This window comes from Noviherbaspirillum sp., from assembly GCF_035944575.1.
Taxonomy (GTDB): Bacteria; Pseudomonadota; Gammaproteobacteria; order Burkholderiales; family Burkholderiaceae_D; genus Noviherbaspirillum.
Genome location: NZ_DASZBA010000243.1, coordinates 1 through 13,161 on the forward strand (window position 1 = coordinate 1; position 13,161 = coordinate 13,161).

The 13,161-nt window shown below is 60.9% G+C and carries 14 protein-coding genes; 12 read left to right on the forward strand and 2 right to left on the reverse strand.

All coding sequences use genetic code 11. The annotated features are described in order from the left end of the window. The 7 genes from VGU61_RS19580 to VGU61_RS19610 all read left to right on the forward strand — a co-directional run. On the forward strand, positions 1–441 hold a 441-nt coding region (locus tag VGU61_RS19580), incomplete at its 5' end, for an ABC transporter permease (protein WP_326860968.1). Further along, a complete protein-coding gene (locus VGU61_RS19585; RefSeq protein ID WP_326860969.1) occupies positions 434–697 on the forward strand; it encodes a YkgJ family cysteine cluster protein in 264 nt (87 codons plus the stop codon). The genes VGU61_RS19580 and VGU61_RS19585, both read left to right, overlap by 8 nt. A gap of 16 nt (positions 698–713) precedes the next feature. Beyond that, positions 714–1,265 (forward strand): DUF1439 domain-containing protein, encoded by a 552-nt coding sequence (locus VGU61_RS19590; RefSeq protein ID WP_326860970.1) that lies wholly within the window; start codon positions 714–716, stop codon positions 1,263–1,265. Positions 1,266–1,545: 280 nt separating this feature from the next. Beyond that, on the forward strand, positions 1,546–2,379 hold the full coding sequence (locus VGU61_RS19595) for an undecaprenyl-diphosphate phosphatase (protein ID WP_326860971.1): 834 nt from the start codon (positions 1,546–1,548) through the stop codon (positions 2,377–2,379). Between the two features lie 143 nt (positions 2,380–2,522). Beyond that, entirely contained in the window at positions 2,523–4,346 is a 1,824-nt protein-coding gene (gene recQ, locus VGU61_RS19600; RefSeq protein WP_326860972.1) for a DNA helicase RecQ, read from the forward strand. A 264-nt stretch (positions 4,347–4,610) separates the two neighbouring features. After that, complete coding sequence (locus tag VGU61_RS19605) at positions 4,611–5,495, forward strand: decaprenyl-phosphate phosphoribosyltransferase (protein WP_326860973.1); 885 nt, start codon at positions 4,611–4,613, stop codon at positions 5,493–5,495. Between the two features lie 3 nt (positions 5,496–5,498). Then, entirely contained in the window at positions 5,499–5,909 is a 411-nt protein-coding gene (locus VGU61_RS19610) for a divergent PAP2 family protein (RefSeq protein WP_326860974.1), read from the forward strand. A gap of 15 nt (positions 5,910–5,924) precedes the next feature. Here VGU61_RS19610 and VGU61_RS19615 read toward each other — a convergent pair whose 3' ends face one another. Further along, positions 5,925–6,947 (reverse strand): LacI family DNA-binding transcriptional regulator, encoded by a 1,023-nt coding sequence (locus tag VGU61_RS19615; RefSeq protein WP_326860976.1) that lies wholly within the window; start codon positions 6,945–6,947, stop codon positions 5,925–5,927. A 229-nt stretch (positions 6,948–7,176) separates the two neighbouring features. Between VGU61_RS19615 and VGU61_RS19620 the strand changes: the two genes are divergently transcribed. The 5 genes from VGU61_RS19620 (at position 7,177) to VGU61_RS19640 (ending at position 11,846) form a co-directional block, all read left to right on the forward strand. Further along, positions 7,177–7,746 carry a gluconokinase gene (locus tag VGU61_RS19620; RefSeq protein ID WP_326860977.1) on the forward strand — a complete coding sequence of 190 codons (570 nt, stop codon included), beginning with the start codon at positions 7,177–7,179 and terminating at the stop codon, positions 7,744–7,746. Beyond that, positions 7,743–8,273, forward strand: a complete 531-nt coding sequence (locus VGU61_RS19625) for a TRAP transporter small permease (protein WP_326860978.1) — start codon at positions 7,743–7,745, stop codon at positions 8,271–8,273. Before VGU61_RS19620 ends, VGU61_RS19625 begins: the two co-directional genes overlap by 4 nt. Beyond that, positions 8,270–9,547 carry a TRAP transporter large permease subunit gene (locus VGU61_RS19630; protein ID WP_326860979.1) on the forward strand — a complete coding sequence of 426 codons (1,278 nt, stop codon included), beginning with the start codon at positions 8,270–8,272 and terminating at the stop codon, positions 9,545–9,547. Before VGU61_RS19625 ends, VGU61_RS19630 begins: the two co-directional genes overlap by 4 nt. 21 nt (positions 9,548–9,568) lie before the next feature. Next, complete coding sequence (locus VGU61_RS19635; RefSeq protein WP_326860980.1) at positions 9,569–10,576, forward strand: TRAP transporter substrate-binding protein; 1,008 nt, start codon at positions 9,569–9,571, stop codon at positions 10,574–10,576. Positions 10,577–10,688: 112 nt separating this feature from the next. Then, positions 10,689–11,846: a PA0069 family radical SAM protein gene (locus tag VGU61_RS19640; protein ID WP_326860981.1), complete on the forward strand. Its 1,158-nt coding sequence runs from the start codon at positions 10,689–10,691 to the stop codon at positions 11,844–11,846. On the opposite strand, the gene VGU61_RS19645 is transcribed toward VGU61_RS19640, so the two are convergent. Then, a complete protein-coding gene (locus VGU61_RS19645) occupies positions 11,812–13,092 on the reverse strand; it encodes an O-antigen ligase family protein (RefSeq protein WP_326860982.1) in 1,281 nt (426 codons plus the stop codon). The genes VGU61_RS19640 and VGU61_RS19645 overlap by 35 nt on opposite strands. Positions 13,093–13,161: the final 69 nt, after the last annotated feature.

A 13,161-nucleotide genomic window follows, 5' to 3' on the forward strand; every position in this document is an offset into this window, starting at 1 on the left:
TTTACCTTGCGCAATCTCACCGAAATCCTGCAGGCGCGCGAGGAATCGTCCCGCATCATGGCGCTGCTGCTGGCGGCGGTCGCCTCGGTATCGCTGCTGGTGGGCGGCATCGGCATCATGAACATCATGCTGGTGTCGGTCACCGAGCGCACCCGCGAGATCGGCCTTCGGATGGCGGTCGGTGCCCGCGCCAAGGATATCCTGACGCAATTCCTGGTCGAAGCCGTAACCCTGTCGCTGATCGGCGGTCTCGTGGGCGTCCTGCTTGGCGCGGCCGGCTCCTTCCTGGTGGCGCATTTCGCCGGCTGGGCAACACAACTGTCGCCGCAATCCATCGTACTGGCGGTAGGGTTCTCCGCCGCCATCGGCATATTTTTCGGTTTCTATCCGGCACGCAAGGCTTCCCGGTTGCTGCCCATTCAGGCATTGCGTTATGAATGAAGTATCCTGCCGTCCCGGTTGCGGCGCCTGTTGCATCGCGCCGTCGATTTCGTCGGCCATTCCCGGCATGCCGGACGGCAAACCCGCCGGCGTGCGCTGCGTGCAACTCGACGAAGCCAACCGCTGCCGCATTTTCGGCAAGCCCGAGCGACCGGCGGTCTGCGGCAGCCTGAAGCCGTCGCTGGAAATGTGCGGTGAGCGCAGTGAACATGCGATGCATTATCTGGCGACGCTCGATGCCCTGACCGCCGCTTAAAAGATCAAGGATCACCATGACAACAAAGTCGTTTCGATACGTGTCTGTTTTGCTTGCCATCCTGCTCGCCGGTTGCGCCACGCTGCTCGGCCCGCGCCAGGTGGAAGTGCCGCTGGCCTCGCTGGAAAAGGCCCTTGCCAGCCGCTTCCCGTTCAACAATCGTCTGCTGGAGTTGCTGGACATCACAATTTCCAATCCGCGCGTGACGCTGCAGCCGGAAACCAATCGCATCCTCACCAATCTGGATGCGGTGATCGCGCCGCCTTTCATTAACCGCTCCTACAAGGGCAGCTTTGCCATCTCCGGCAACCTGCGCTTTGACCCTTCTCGCAATGCACTGGTGCTGGGCGAGCCGCGGGTCGAAAACGTCAATGTCGACGGCCTCGACAACCGCTACGGCAGCCAGATCGGCAAGATCGGCAGCCTGCTTGCCGAACAGGTATTGAAGGACATGCCGCTCTACACCTTCCGCCCCGAAGACCTGCGCTATGGCGGAACCGACTACCTGTTGTCCAAAATCACGACAAGACCGAATGGTCTCGTGGTAACCTTTGACCCGGTGAAATAAGCAGCTGTAGGTTAAATTCATAGCTGAACTGCTCCTTCCCCCTGTCAGGGGCACCCGGCGAGGGGGGAAGGGTGGGATAGGGGTGGTGAGGTCGCATCAACGCATGCGATAGCTCAACCTCACTACCCCCACCCTAGACCTCCCCCTGGCAGGGGAGGAACCAGTAGTCTGTTTGATGAACGAAATCTGCGCTTTGACCACCAGCACCCCGCATCCCAAACCCGCGCGGCGTCATCACCGGCGGGTTTTTTGTTGACTGAAACCATTTCCAACCCAGCACATGGACCTTACTCTCGCGCTCAAGGCGCTCATCATGGGCATCGTCGAAGGATTGACGGAGTTCCTGCCTATTTCCTCGACCGGCCATCTTATTTTGACTGCCAGCCTGCTCAACTTCACGGGCGACAAGGTCAAGGTATTTGAAATTGCCATCCAGGCCGGCGCGATGCTGTCGGTCTGCTGGGAATACCGCGCCCGCATCGCCAGCGTGCTGGCCGGCCTGTTCAGCGACCGCAAGGCGCAGCGATTCGCGATCAATGTGCTGGTCGCTTTCATTCCGGCCGCGACGCTCGGCTTCCTGCTGCACAAGAATATCAACGCGCTGCTGTTCCACCCTGTGCCGGTCGCAATGGCGTTCATCGTCGGCGGCCTGATCATTCTCTGGGTGGAGCGCCGCAACAAATTGAACCCCAATCCGCCGCGGGTCCAGTCCGTGGATGACATGTCGCCGCTGGATGCGCTGAAAGTGGGCCTGGCACAGTCGTTCTCGCTGGTGCCCGGCACCAGCCGTTCCGGCGCCACCATCATCGGCGGCATGCTCTTCGGCCTGTCGCGCAAGGCGGCAACCGAGTTCTCGTTCTTTCTTGCGATTCCTACCCTTTTCGGCGCGTCGATCTACTCGCTGTACAAATCCCGCGACCTGCTGTCGATGGCCGACGTGCCGCTGTTCACCATCGGCACCGTCTCCGCCTTCGTGTCGGCCTTCCTGTGCGTGCGCTGGCTGTTGCGCTACATCAGTTCGCACGACTTCACCATTTTTGCGTGGTATCGGATCGCGTTCGGGCTCGTCGTATTGGCAACGGCCTATACCGGCGTGGTGGACTGGAGCCACTGATTCATCCGGTTTGAAGTTGTCATTCCGGGCGATGCACGGAATGACAACAAGCGGTTTATCCGACCTGCAAAAATCACCTCCTGCATAGGCGGAATCCGGGCCGATAGCCCCCGTCCCGCGCCGCATCCAACTACAATAGCGGGATGCCCGACCACACCATCAGCGACCGCGCGCTGCACATACTCCAGACCATATTCGGTTATCCCTCTTTTCGCGGCCAGCAAGCGGATATCGTTCAGCATGTCGCCCAGGGAGGCGACGCGCTGGTACTCATGCCGACCGGTGGTGGCAAATCGCTTTGTTACCAGATCCCCGCATTGCTGCGCGACGGCGTCGGTGTCGTGGTTTCTCCCCTTATTGCGTTGATGCAAGATCAGGTCGATGCCCTGGCTGAAGTCGGGGTGCGCGCCGCCTTCCTCAATTCCACCCAGTCGTTCGATGAAGCGATGCAAACCGAGCGCCGGGTGCGACGAGGCGAAATCGACCTCGTTTACGTCGCGCCTGAACGCTTGATGACATCGCGTTGCCTCGAGCTTCTGGAGTCGTCGAAGATTGCCTTGTTTGCCATCGACGAAGCGCATTGCGTATCGCAATGGGGGCATGACTTCCGTCCGGAGTACATGAAGCTGTCGGTATTGCACGAGCGCTTTCCGGATGTGCCGCGCATCGCGCTCACCGCCACGGCCGATCCGCAGACCCGCGCGGAGATTGCGCACAATCTGCAGCTCGACGACGCGCCGCAATTCGTGTCGTCGTTCGACCGGCCCAATATCCGCTATCAGATCGTCGAGAAGATGAATGCCCGCAAACAGGTGCTCGACTTCATCCGCGACGAGCATCCGGGCGATGCCGGCATCGTCTATTGCCTGTCGCGCAAGAAGGTGGAGGAAACCGCCGAGTTCCTGAACGCCAACGGCATCCCGGCATTACCCTATCACGCCGGCATGGACATGCAGGTGCGCAGCGCCAACCAGGCGCGATTCCTGCGCGAGGAAGCGCTGGTGATGGTCGCCACCATCGCCTTCGGCATGGGGATCGACAAGCCCGATGTGCGTTTCGTCGCCCATCTCGACCTGCCGAAAAGCATCGAGGGCTATTATCAGGAAACCGGCCGGGCCGGCCGCGACGGCGCACCGGCTGATGCCTGGATGGCCTATGGCTTGCAGGATGTGGTGCAGCAGCGCCGCATGATCGACGAATCGGAAGCGGGCGACACCTACAAGCGCATCCAGACCGCCAAGCTCGACGCCATGCTCGGCCTGTGCGAAACGCTCAACTGCCGGCGCGTGCGGCTGCTGGATTACTTCGGCCAGCCGTCCGGCCCCTGCGGCAATTGCGATATCTGCATCAGTCCGCCGGTATCCTTCGACGGCACGGTCAAGATGCAGAAACTGCTGTCTTCGATCTACCGCGTCGAGCAGCGTTTCGGCGCCGGCCATGTGATCGACGTGCTGCGCGGTGTCGAATCGGACAAGGTCAAGCAATGGCGGCACGACAAGCTGTCCACTTTCGGCGTCGGCAGCGACGCCAGCGAAGCCGAATGGCGCGCCATCGTCCGGCAGGCGATCGCGCTGGGGTTGATCGAGGTCGACCACGACTCCTATGGCGCACTCAAGCTCACCGACCAGGCGCGCCCGGTGCTGCGCGGAGAGCAGAAGGTGCAACTGCGGGAATACCAGAAACCGGCCCGCCAGAAACGCCAGGCGGTCAAGCCGAAGGGCTATGTGGAGAGCGAACTCTCGCGCACCGAACAGGCGATCTTTGAAAAGCTGCGCTGGTGGCGCGTCGAAACGGCACGCAAGCACAACGTGCCGGCCTATGTCATCTTCCATGACGCGACGATGCGCGAGATCGCCAAGGCAAAGCCGGGCTCACTGAACGACCTGCGCAATATTTCAGGCGTAGGCGAGAAGAAGCTTGAAACCTATGGCGAGGAGATCGTCGCGGTGATTGCCGGCATGTCGTAGCCTGTCTCGATTGGCCTGATGATGGATCGCATCCCCTGTCGAGGACTCGACGCTTGCGCCCGACCTCTGGCGTGAATGTGTCACCCTCCCGAAGTCCATGCGCCATTCCGGTTTCACCGGGATTCAACAGAAATCGAGGTCATCCACTGCACGTCGCCGCAACACCGGCAGGCGAACGGGACACAAAAAATTTGCCTGCATTGCAATTAATGAGAAAATTGCGCCTTTGCAACTTTCACAATGCTGTCGATACAGCTTTATTGCATGCACAATCTCGCACCCAGTCCTCTTTCCGTTTCACGGTTGCAGGGCCTTTTTTCTCTAATGCGCCCCAGGCAATGGGTGAAGAACGGGTTTGTTCTTGCACCCCTGGTTTTTTCAGGAGAGTTCCTCGATCCCGCCGCAGTCAAGTCAAGCTTGCTTGCAATGATGCTGTTCTGCGTCGCATCGTCCGCAGTGTATGTCGTCAACGATATCTACGATATCGAACACGACCGGCGGCATCCGGTGAAATCCAAGCGGCGTCCTTTGGCTGCGGGCATCGTAACAATTCCCGTGGCGATAATTTTGCTGGTTATCCTGTACGCCACCCTGGCTGTCGGATGGCTTCTCACGCCGCACGTCGTGCTGGTGATCCTTTCCTACATCATTGTCAACGTCGCTTATACGCTTGCACTGAAGCACCTGCCGGTCATCGACATCTTCACGATCGCCCTGGGATTCGTACTACGCGTGTATGCGGGAGCCGTTGCACTTTCTCTTCCCGTATCAAGCTGGATGTTCATCACCACCCTGTGTCTCGCGCTGTATCTCGCGGCCGTCAAGCGACGCCAGGAGTTGATGCATAGCGGCGATGAGGGGCGCAAGGTTCTCGAACGATATTCCATCTCCCTGGTGGATCGCTATGCGGAGATGTCCGCGACCGGCGCGCTGGTGTTCTACGGGCTGTTCGTCATGTCAAGCAAGCCGCAAATGATTGCCAGCGTCCCGCTGGTGTTGTTTGGATTGTTTCGCTACTGGTATGTGGTCGAACAGCTGGACGGTGGCGAATCGCCGACCGATGCGTTGCTGGCCGACTGGCAGCTCATGCTCACGGTCGTACTATGGATTGCCGTCTGTGCATGGGCGGTCTGGCCGACGGGGAGCTGAGTGATGGATCTTTCCTACCTGCTCACACCATTTGCTGCCTGGCTCGTGGCCGGGACGTTGAAGTTTCTGGTGAACAGCATCCGTGCAAAAAAGCTGGCGTTTGGCCTCATCGGATATGGAGGCCTGCCGAGCAATCACAGCGCCATCGTGGCCAGCATGGCGACCCTCATCGGCTGCCGCGAAGGCCTTTCCCACCCGGCGTTCGGCGTTGCCGTCACGCTCGCCTTTATCGTGATCCTGGATGCGAACAGCCTTCGCCGCCAGATCGGCAATCATGCCAGGGCGATCAACCGCATCGCCGTCGACGATAGCGGGCATACGATATTGCGCGAACGCGTCGGCCACACCCGGCTGGAAATCGCAGCCGGCATCCTGGTTGGCGCGATGGTCGCCTTCGCCATCTGCAGCCTGTAGCTACCTGAAAGCCATTCAGGTACTTTCCCGCATCACCAGCGAAAAGCCGAGATCGATTTTCGTCGGTTCCGGCGTTTCGCCCCGCATCAACTGCAGCAGCATCGAGGCGGACGCATGGCCGATGTCGTAACGCGGCGTGGCTATCGTGGTCAGTGCCGGGCAGGTCCACGCGGACGCGGCAAGGTCGTTGAAACCGGCGACGGCGAGCTGCTGCGGAACGCGGATGCCGCGCCGCTGGCATTCGAAAAGAACGCCGTGCGCAAGATCGTCGTTGCAGCAGAACACCGCGTCGCAATCCGGCGCCTGCTGCAGCAGCCTGTCCAGCAGGCCAACGCCCATGCCGATGGATGAGGGCCTCGGGTCGAGTACTTCGCCGATCGGGTAGGTGAGTCCTGCATCATGCAGCGCGGCGCGGTGGCCCGCCAGGCGTTCCATCACCCGCGGATCGAGCTGTGCGCCGAGGAAGCCGATGCGGCGATAACCGCGCGACAGCAAATGACTGGTGATCGCCCGGCCCGCATCGAATTGTTCCAGTCCGACGGAATAGGCAGCCGAGTCGGAGAGCTCCATCATATGCACCACTGGTACCCTGCTGGCTTTCAGCAGTTGCCGGGTCGTGTCCGTCTGCTCGAAGCCGGTCACCAGGATGCCGTCCGGCGAATGCTCGAGATAGGCGCGCAACAGACTTTCCTCTTCTTCGGGGGAATAGCGGGTGTCGCCGATCAGCGTCCTGTATCCGGCGGCGTGCAGGACATCGCGCACGCCTTCCAGCAATTGGGTAAACACCGTGTTGGACAGGGACGGGATCAGTACCGCGACGCTGTCGGAGCGGGCGCGGGCCAGGGCGCGGGCCGCGCGGTTGGGCAGGTAACCGAGTTCGGCGATTGCGGTTTCGATCTGCTTGCGAAGATCTTCGGATACCAGATGTGGCGCATTCAGTACCCGCGACACGGTGATGGAACTCGTTCCGACACGCTCGGCGATTTCGCTGAGGGTGACTCGACCGCTTTGGGTCGGACGTGGTTTGCGATTGGACATGGTCTTGGTTTTACCGGATTCGATCAGTGCTCGCAACTGCCGCCGACAGCAATAAATTCTGCGACTGTCCGCAAACAGGCCGATGGTATTTCGGTTCGTCTTTGCTGCACCGCGCCATCGAAACTCCTTTACAAACTGACATCCGGGCATAAAATGCACGCACTGTTAGCGCTAACATTAAACCGAGCGCCGATCAAAAGCAAACATTTATGCAAGGAAATCCCAGCGTATGCAGGATTCGACAGAGAGCAAACTTCCCGTACCGCAGCGCTGGGTCGTCATGGGCGTAAGCGGCTGCGGCAAAAGCGCCGTGGGCCGGAGCCTGGCCGACCGCCTCGGCGTGTCTCACTTCGAAGGAGATGCTTATCATCCGCCGGCGAACATCGCAAAGATGGCAGCCGGCACGCCGCTGGAGGACGCCGATCGTCATGGGTGGCTGATGCTTCTGCAGCAGCACATCGCCGAGGCGGCAAAAAACGGCATTGGCCTTGTCCTTTCCTGTTCCGCGCTGAAGCGGCGCTACCGCGACTTGCTTCGCGAAGGCGATCCCGATCTGTTGTTCCTTCACCTGGACGGCGACCGCAAGCTGATCGCCGAGCGCATGCAGGCGCGTCCGAATCACTTCATGCCGGTCGCCTTGCTGGAAAGCCAGTTCCGCGACCTGGAGCGCTTGCAACCTGACGAACGCGGACTGGCAGCCGATATACGCCAGCCACCGGAGGCCCTGGTCGAGCAGGCGCGGCAGTATGCGAAACAGCAGGGTCGGAATGACTCTATCGCCGGGGGAGAGAGGAAATGAATGCACTGCTTCCGCGCGCCGAGCGCTTCGTGGAGTGGCTGATGGGATTGGCGCTTGCCATCATGGTGGTGCTGGTCTTCGGCAATGTGGTTCTCCGCTACGGATTCAATTCCGGCATCGCCTGGGCGGAAGAAGTATCGCGCCTGATGTTTGTCTGGCTGATTTTTCTGGGCGCGATACTCGCTTTGCGACAGCATGCGCACCTGGGCGTGGAAATGGTGCAGGCCAAGCTTCCCGCGCGGGCGCGCCGGGCCTGCGCGGTCGTCAGCCATCTGCTGATGCTGTACGGCCTCTGGCTCTTCCTCAGCGGCAGCTGGACGCAGACGGTCATCGGGCTGAATACCTATTCGACAGTGCTGCGTTATCCCACCGCCTTCATGGCGTCGGCAGGCTTGATCTGCGCCGCTTCGATGATGCTGATCGTCGCGACGAACCTGTGGCGCATCGTACGCAAGGACCCCAAAGCCATGGTGCCGGGCGATCCGCATCAAGCCGCTCCCATTGCAGCGGAAGGGGTGTCGGAATGACGCTTGCGATATTCCTTGCCGCGCTGGTGATATTGATGGCGCTCGGCATGCCGATCGCGATTGCGCTGATGCTGACCGGCGTCGTGCTGATGGTGCATCTGGATTTTTTCGATGCCCAGCTGGTCGCGCAGAACATGCTGTCCGGCGCCGATAATTTTCCGTTGATGGCGGTGCCGTTCTTCATCCTCGCCGGCGAACTGATGAACGCCGGCGGCATTTCCAAGCGCATCATCAACCTTGCCGTCAGCTTCGTGGGCCATATCCGCGGCGGTCTCGGTTATGTCGCGATCGGCGCCGCGGTCCTGCTCGCCAGCCTGTCAGGTTCCGCGATCGCCGATACCGCCGCGCTGGCGACACTGCTCATCCCGATGATGCGCGACAACGGTTATCCGGTGCCGGAAAGCGCGGGATTGATCGCCTCCGGCGGCATCATCGCGCCGATTATCCCGCCATCGATGTCCTTCATCATTTTCGGCGTCGTCACCAATACATCGATCAGCGCGCTTTTCCTGGCCGGGATCGTGCCCGGGCTGCTCATGGGCGTAACGCTGATCGGCGTGTGGGCCATGCTGACGCCGCGCATGAATGTCACCGCACAGCCCAAGGCAAGCTGGGCCGAACGCAAGCATGCGCTGTTCGACGGCGTATGGGCGTTGATGCTGCCGGTCATCATCATCGGCGGACTGCGTGGCGGCATCTTCACGCCGACGGAAGCAGCGGTAGTGGCAGCCGTTTATTCCCTGCTGGTCAGCGTATTGGTTTATCGCGAAGTGACGATGAAGATGCTCGGCAAGCTGCTGGTGGACGCTGCGCGCACCACCAGTGTGGTGATGTTCCTCACCGCAGGCGCGCTGGTGTCGTCGTACATGGTGACGCTGGCCGATCTCCCGGCACAGGTGATCGATCTGCTGGCGCCGCTGATGACTGACCCGCGCCTGTTGATGGCGGCCATCATGCTGTTGCTGCTCGCCGTCGGCATCGTGATGGACCTGACGCCGACCATCCTGGTGATGGCGCCGGTATTGATGCCGATCGCCGTCAAGGCCGGCATCGACGGCACCTACTTCGGCGTAATGTTCGTCCTCGTCGGCACCATCGGCCTGATCACGCCGCCGATCTGCACCGTGCTCAACGTGGTCTGCGGCGTCGCCCGGATATCGCTTGAAAGCGCCACCCGCGGCATCTGGCCATTCCTGCTTGCCTACCTCGTATTGCTGTCCTTGTTCGTTGCTTTTCCCGGGATCATCACCGTACCGATGGCCTGGTTCCGCTGACACTATTTTTAGGAGACATCCATGAAGAAGATCATTCAATCAATTGCCATCGCGTTGGCATTTACCAGCGTTGCCGGCGCGGTCTCCGCCGCCGACTACAAACCCCGCATCATCCGCTTCGGCTATGGACTGGCGGAAGACAGCAACCAGGGCAGGGCGGTCAAGTTCTTCAGTGAGGATCTGGCCAAGCGCACCGGCGGCAAACTCAAGGCCAAAGGCTTCGCCAGCGCCAGCCTCGGCAGCGATACCCAGATGCAGAATGCGCTGATCGGCGGCGCGCAGGAAATGATGGTCGGGTCCACCGCCACACTGGTCGGCATCGTGAAGGATTTCGGCGTGTATGACCTGCCGTTCCTGTTCAACAACGAAAAGGAAGCCGACGCCGTGCTCGATGGTCCGTTCGGCCAGAAGCTCGCCGCCAAGTTGCAGGAAAAGGGGCTGGTCGGCCTGGTCTATTGGGAAAACGGCTTCCGCAACCTGACCAACACCAAGCGTCCGGTCACCAAGATGGAAGACCTGCAGGGCATCAAGCTGCGTGTCATGCAGAATCCGGTCTACATCGATATGTTCAACAGCTTCGGCGCTAATGCCGTCCCGCTGCCGTTCTCGGAACTGTTCACCGCGCTGGAAACGAAAACCGTCGACGGTCAGGAAAACCCGGTCAACACCATCCAGTCCAGCAAGTTCTACGAAGTGCAGAAATACCTCTCGCTGACCAAGCACGTGTATAGCCCATGGATCGTTCTCGCCAGCAAGAAATGGTGGGACGGCTTGTCGGCGGACGAGAAGAAGGCATTGCAGGATTCCGCCATCGCATCGCGTGACTTCGAACGCGCCGACAGCCGCGCCGCTGCATTGAAGGCGGTCGATTTCCTGAAATCGAAGGGCATGCAGGTGAGTGAGGTCAGCGACGCCGAACTCGCCCGCATGCGCGAGAAGGCCAAGCCGGCGATCGACAAATTTGTGGCCGAGGGCGGCGCCGAGGTGGTCAAGGAATTGCAGGCGGAGATTGCCAAGGTACGCAAGTAGGCGTTGACGCGCCCGGCAGGGCGACATTGATGCAGGCGTGTCAAGAACACCTGCGCAATGTTCGCCCCGGTTGTTATACTGTACATAAATACAGTATTCAACAGGACAAGCCATGTCAAACGAGAACGACAATAGCGGTTTCCCGGCGCCGGCGCCGCAGCCGCTCCGGAAAGCCTGGAAGGGGCGCGGCGCAGTCTCCAATCTGCAAGGTCGGTACGACATTCATGCGCGGGAAGCATTCGACGACGGCTGGGCGCATGAAGATGATGACGCGACCGCTCTGGATGTCGCCCGGCCTCGCACGCAGGTCGATACGGAGCAGGCGAAAACCATCCTCAGCCGCAACGCATCGCCCGACATTCCGTTCGGCGTCTCGCTTAACCCCTACCGCGGCTGCGAGCACGGGTGCATCTACTGCTTTGCGCGCCCCACCCACAGTTATCTCGGCCTGTCTCCCGGCCTTGATTTCGAGACGAAGATCATCGCCAAGACCAATGCGCCCGACGTTCTGCGGCGTGAACTGGCAAAACCCTCCTACGTGCCGGAGCCGATTGCCCTCGGCGTCAACACCGATGCCTATCAGCCTTGCGAGCGCAGCCTGCGCCTCACGCGGCGGGTTTTGGAAGTGCTGGATGAATGCCAACATCCGGTCGCCGTCATTACCAAGTCCTCGATGATCGAGCGCGACATCGATCTGCTGGCGGCGATGGCGGCGCGGCGGCAGGCGGTTGCCGCCATCACCATCACCACGCTCGACCCCGCCGTTGCGCGCACGCTGGAGCCGCGCGCCGCGACGCCGGCCCGCCGTTTACGGACGATACGCGCGTTGACCGACGCCGGCATACCGGTCGGAGTCAGTATCGCGCCGGTGATTCCCTTCGTGACCGAACCTGACCTGGAGCGCGTGCTTGAAGCGGCGGTCGACGCCGGTGCCGTCAGCGGCAGCTATATCGTGCTTCGCCTGCCGTGGGAAGTGAGCCCCCTGTTCCGCGAATGGCTGCAAGCGCATTTTCCGGACCGGGCGCAACGGGTGATGAATCGCCTGAGCGATATGCGGGGCGGCAAGGATTATGACGCCGACTTCAAGACCCGCATGCATGGCGAGGGTGTATGGGCCGACCTGATCAGGCAGCGTTTCGAAAAGGCTGCGGCACGGCTCGGCATCGCATCAAGGGCGCGTGATTTCGGCAAGCTTGATGCGTCGGCGTTTCGACGGCCGGCGCACGTGCCGGCGCTTACCGGACGGAGCGGACAGATGGATCTGTTCTAGCCAGGCTGCGGGCATCCTCCACTGACATGATGGCGAAGCCGAGCACGAGGAATGCATACAGCGACGTCGTCATCTGTCGATCGAATATGTTGTCGCCGAGCGCGAACAGGGCGAAGCAGATGACGGTAATCAATCCGCCGAGAGGCGCGGCAATATTGACCTTCGCGGCATGAGAGCGCATCAGCCGGCGCAGGAAAAACACCAGCGGTGCGCCAAGCAGCCACAGCAGATACGCAATTCCGACGATGCCACCGGCCACCATCGCTTCGAGATACTCGTTATGCGTATGCCCGAAGACCGCGACGAAGGAAGGCGCCTGGCCGGCGGCAATCATCTGGTTCAAGTGAACGCCGAACTTGTTCAGGCCGATGCCGAACAGCGGATGCGCACTGAACATCGTCAGCGCCGCTTTCCACATCGCGATGCGGGAGCCGAGAGAGGTGTGCAGGTCTCCCGACCGGAGGGACGTAATCTCTTTTACGGTCAACAGCAGGAGTTCATGCAATTCGGCATGGAACATGCCGATCATGAATGCGGCGGCAAGAAAGCCGGCCAGCAATGCAATGCTCCGGCGGCGTCTATCGAGCTGCAGCAGATAAGCGATGCCGATTCCGGAGGCGACGACGACGAAGACCAGCCATGGTCCCCGGCTGGATATCGCCTGGCAGCCGGCGAAGCCGAGCAGCGCGGCGGCGCCGTGACCAAGGCGTTCCCTTGTCGGATTGCCGCGGTTCAGCGCCGCCGTAAGCGCCAGGAGCGAGAACAGGGTCGTCACCATGCCGAACTTGATCGCCCCGGACAAGCCGATTTCACTGACGCCATACATGCCGTACGGACGAGGAAGACCGAGTTCGAAGCGCTGATACAGCGCCAGTGCGCCGGCGCCGAATGCAGCGGCGCTGATGCCCCACCAGAAAAATCTCCGGGGACTCAGTTCAAGGAAGCAGACGGCAATGACGACGAAGTACAGGAAGTGCACGCCGTTGTCCGCGCTCTTCACCACGCCCTGGTGCAGCCAGATGCTCAGCAGCGAATAGGGCAGATACAGTCCCAGCGCCAGGACGATCGGCCGGATCGCGCGATAGCTCGCCCGTGCCTCGCCGCGCGTGGCCAGAAGCAGAATTGCCACAAGCAGAAGTACGGCATAGAGGATGCTCTTCAGCGCCGAAGGAAAAACGAGGGCCAACGGGACCAGGGACAGCGCGAGGGTGGCTGAACCGCGGGTAAATTTCGAATGAATGGACATGGCTCGGTGATAAGGGGAACACCGTCTCCTTGTAGATACTAGGTAACTGCTGCGAGCGAAAGCGCAGAG

Bases quoted from the DNA above. Each gene is read 5' to 3' on its own strand.
- VGU61_RS19605 (WP_326860973.1), top strand. From the start codon at position 4,611: ATGCACAATCTCGCACCCAGTCCTCTTTCCGTTTCACGGTTGCAGGGC.
- VGU61_RS19595 (WP_326860971.1), top strand. From the start codon at position 1,546: ATGGACCTTACTCTCGCGCTCAAGGCGCTCATCATGGGCATCGTCGAA.
- VGU61_RS19645 (WP_326860982.1), bottom strand. From the start codon at position 13,092: ATGTCCATTCATTCGAAATTTACCCGCGGTTCAGCCACCCTCGCGCTG.
- VGU61_RS19635 (WP_326860980.1), top strand. From the start codon at position 9,569: ATGAAGAAGATCATTCAATCAATTGCCATCGCGTTGGCATTTACCAGC.
- VGU61_RS19625 (WP_326860978.1), top strand. From the start codon at position 7,743: ATGAATGCACTGCTTCCGCGCGCCGAGCGCTTCGTGGAGTGGCTGATG.
- VGU61_RS19610 (WP_326860974.1), top strand. From the start codon at position 5,499: ATGGATCTTTCCTACCTGCTCACACCATTTGCTGCCTGGCTCGTGGCC.
- VGU61_RS19630 (WP_326860979.1), top strand. From the start codon at position 8,270: ATGACGCTTGCGATATTCCTTGCCGCGCTGGTGATATTGATGGCGCTC.
- VGU61_RS19585 (WP_326860969.1), top strand. From the start codon at position 434: ATGAATGAAGTATCCTGCCGTCCCGGTTGCGGCGCCTGTTGCATCGCG.
- VGU61_RS19590 (WP_326860970.1), top strand. From the start codon at position 714: ATGACAACAAAGTCGTTTCGATACGTGTCTGTTTTGCTTGCCATCCTG.
- VGU61_RS19615 (WP_326860976.1), bottom strand. From the start codon at position 6,947: ATGTCCAATCGCAAACCACGTCCGACCCAAAGCGGTCGAGTCACCCTC.
- recQ (WP_326860972.1), top strand. From the start codon at position 2,523: ATGCCCGACCACACCATCAGCGACCGCGCGCTGCACATACTCCAGACC.
- VGU61_RS19640 (WP_326860981.1), top strand. From the start codon at position 10,689: ATGTCAAACGAGAACGACAATAGCGGTTTCCCGGCGCCGGCGCCGCAG.
- VGU61_RS19620 (WP_326860977.1), top strand. From the start codon at position 7,177: ATGCAGGATTCGACAGAGAGCAAACTTCCCGTACCGCAGCGCTGGGTC.